We start from the raw sequence: 2,580 nt of genomic DNA, 5'->3' as shown, positions 1-2,580 counted from the left end.
TTTCTCAAACTGTTTCAGCAACGCCGAAGCAGAAACTGCTGACGAGTGGCTCAAATCGTTCGCATTCGCATGGAATCAGCTTATCTGAACACTACCCCGTGAAGCAGGGTAACACATAATACGGTTGAGTGAATATAAGTGTTGAACAAGCGGAACCTCATCGCGATGGAAGTACGTATTAACTGAACTACCGACGCCGCCCATCACAGCCGCTTCGACACGTACGGCCCGTCCTGGTGGTAGTCGAGCTCGTTCCGGTAGTACTCGCGCGCCCCGATCCCGGAGATGACCGCGACCTTCCGGAAACCGGCCTCGCGGGCCAGCTCTTCGGCGTGTTCGAGCAGCCGACGGCCGTACCCCTGGTGTTGCCAGTCGCCCTCAGCGCCGATGGCGACTTCGTTACCGTACACGTGGAGTTCGCGGACGAGCGCGGCGTCCGCCAGCTCGGGCCGGATCGCGTCCGTCTCCGTCCCGGGCGTCCCCGGCTGCCCGTCCGCGAAAGAGGGGAACCGGAGCCGGCAGAACCCGACTAACAGGTCCCGCACGGGGTCCTCGAAGGAGATGAACCGCTCCGTCCCGCCCGCGACCTCGTAAGTGAGGACATCCAGCTCGACATCATCGGGATCGGGGTCGTCGTCGTTGTGACCGACTTCGCGGGCCCGAATGTCCCGTTGGGTGATCCCCCGGTCCGCGGCCCGCTGGCTCGCGAGCTGGCGGAGGTTCGACTTCTGGACGCCGGCGTCGATGAAGTCGGCGGGGATGTCGCGCTGGACGCGCTGGAGCCGCGTGTATTTCGGGATCATCCCCATGATCTCGGCGACTAGGTCGGCCGCCTCCTCGCTGGTGAGCGGGTCGAAGTCGTCACGGTGCCATCGGTCGTACACCCGGGTCCCCTCGACGACGAGAGTCGGGTAGATCTTCAGGTAGTCCGGCCGCCAGTCGGGATTCTCGAACAGCTGCCGGAAGTCCTCGAGACACATCTCCCGCGTCATCCCCGGCTGCCCCGGCATCATGTGGAAGCCGACTTTGAACGCGGCGTCGCGAAGCCGGCGGTTGGCGTCCCGGGAGGCGGCGTTGCCGTGGCCGCGGTGCATCTCGCGATTGATCCGTTCGTAGGTGGTCTGGACGCCGACCTCGACTTTGGTGCCGCCGAGGTCGAGCATCCGGTCGATCTGTTCGGGGTCACACCAGTCCGGCTTGGTCTCGAACGTCGTCCCGATGTTGCGGATCGGGTTCGTCTCGTTCTCGGCGATCACGTCCTCCAGGTACTCGAACTCGACGTCGTCCGGAGCGGGCGCGAACGACTCCCCTTCCGCGGGTTCGGGGTCCTTCTCGAGGTCGTAGTCGTTCATCGCCTGCAGCGCGCGCTTGACGAACCACTCCTGGTAGTCGTGTGAGCGCGCCGTCATCGTCCCGCCCATCAGTATCAGCTCGACCTTGTCGACCGGGTGGCCGATCTTGCGGAGCTGTTCGAGCCGGAGCGTCACCTGTCCGTACGGGTCGTAGTCGTTCTGTTTCCCGCGGGCCGCGGCGGGCTCGTGGCCGGTGTATGACTGTGCGGAGGAGAACTCCGAGGCGGGACCGCCGGGGCAGTAGAGACACTTGCCGTGCGGACAGAGCTTCGGCGAGGTCATGATCGCGACCGGCGAGACGCCGGAGGCGGTCCGCACCGGCTTGCGCTGGACCACCGCGATCACCTCGTCGCGCGCCTCGTCGGGTGCGTGATCGAGGATCTCCGTGTTCTTCGGCACCTTCGGCGAGGAGAACTCGGAGCAGGCGTCGAGCTTGGCGGACTCGAGGTCGTCGCGGTCGATCTCGCCGTCGAGGATCCGCTCGACGAGCGCCTCACACGTGGCGACGAACGCGGCCGACTCGGCGTCGGACCCGGACTCCGCGTCGCTCGGCGCGTCGGTACTCATTACACGCCTTTCGACGGGTTCCGGTGTTAAGCGTGTCGGGCGGCTCCCGCAGTCACCGGTCGAGGAACGGCGGCTCGACGACCTCGGCGCGCTTCTCGTCCCCGCGGACGACGACGCTCACCTCGGTCCCCGGTTCGGCGTACGACTCGTGGAGGTACCCCAGCCCGATCGGTTCGCCGAGCGTCGGGCTCATCGTCCCCGAGGTGAGGTGGCCCACTCGGGTCAGGTCGCCGTCGGTCACCGCGTAGCCGTTGCGTGGGACGCCGCGGTCGAGGAGTTTGATCCCGGTAAACGTCTCCGTTGGCCCACCGGACTCCCGCTGGGTTTCGAGCGCGTCTCGACCCACGAACTCGGTGTCGAGTTTCACGACGAACCCGATCCCCGCCTCGTATGGGGTCCGTGGTTCGCTCTCGGGGTCGAAGTCCTGTCCCGAGAGGAGAAACCCCATCTCGGTTCTGAGGGTGTCGCGCGCGCCGAGCCCACAGGGCTGTGCGGCCGTCGGTTCGCCGACGAACGCCGACCAGACCGCGTCGGCCTGACTCGCGGGGCACATGACTTCGAAGCCGTCCTCGCCGGTGTATCCCGTCCGAGCGACCCAGCTCGGGACGCCGCCGACGGTCGCTGTCGTCGCCTCGAACCGCGAGCGGTCGACGACCCGGTC

The 2,580-nt window shown here is 66.5% G+C and carries 2 protein-coding genes and 1 pseudogene; 1 reads left to right on the top strand and 2 read right to left on the bottom strand.

Annotation, left to right across the window (positions count from 1 at the left end; all coding sequences use genetic code 11):
* Positions 1-88 (top strand): annotated as a pseudogene (locus ACFQEU_RS14315) (IS6 family transposase); the annotation flags it as partial.
* Positions 89-203: 115 nt separating this feature from the next.
* On the opposite strand, the gene ACFQEU_RS14310 reads toward ACFQEU_RS14315, so the two are convergent.
* Both ACFQEU_RS14310 and ACFQEU_RS14305 read right to left on the bottom strand, forming a co-directional pair.
* A complete protein-coding gene (locus tag ACFQEU_RS14310) occupies positions 204-1,919 on the bottom strand; it encodes a tRNA uridine(34) 5-carboxymethylaminomethyl modification radical SAM/GNAT enzyme Elp3 (RefSeq protein WP_379783248.1) in 1,716 nt (571 codons plus the stop codon).
* A 52-nt stretch (positions 1,920-1,971) separates the two neighbouring features.
* A partial coding sequence (locus tag ACFQEU_RS14305) for a glycine cleavage T C-terminal barrel domain-containing protein (RefSeq protein WP_379783246.1) occupies positions 1,972-2,580 on the bottom strand: 609 nt, incomplete at its 5' end.

This window comes from Halorubrum tibetense, from assembly GCF_042661865.1.
In the GTDB taxonomy this organism is placed as follows: domain Archaea; phylum Halobacteriota; class Halobacteria; order Halobacteriales; family Haloferacaceae; genus Halorubrum; species Halorubrum tibetense.
This window is presented reverse-complemented; position numbering and strand designations above follow the sequence as displayed.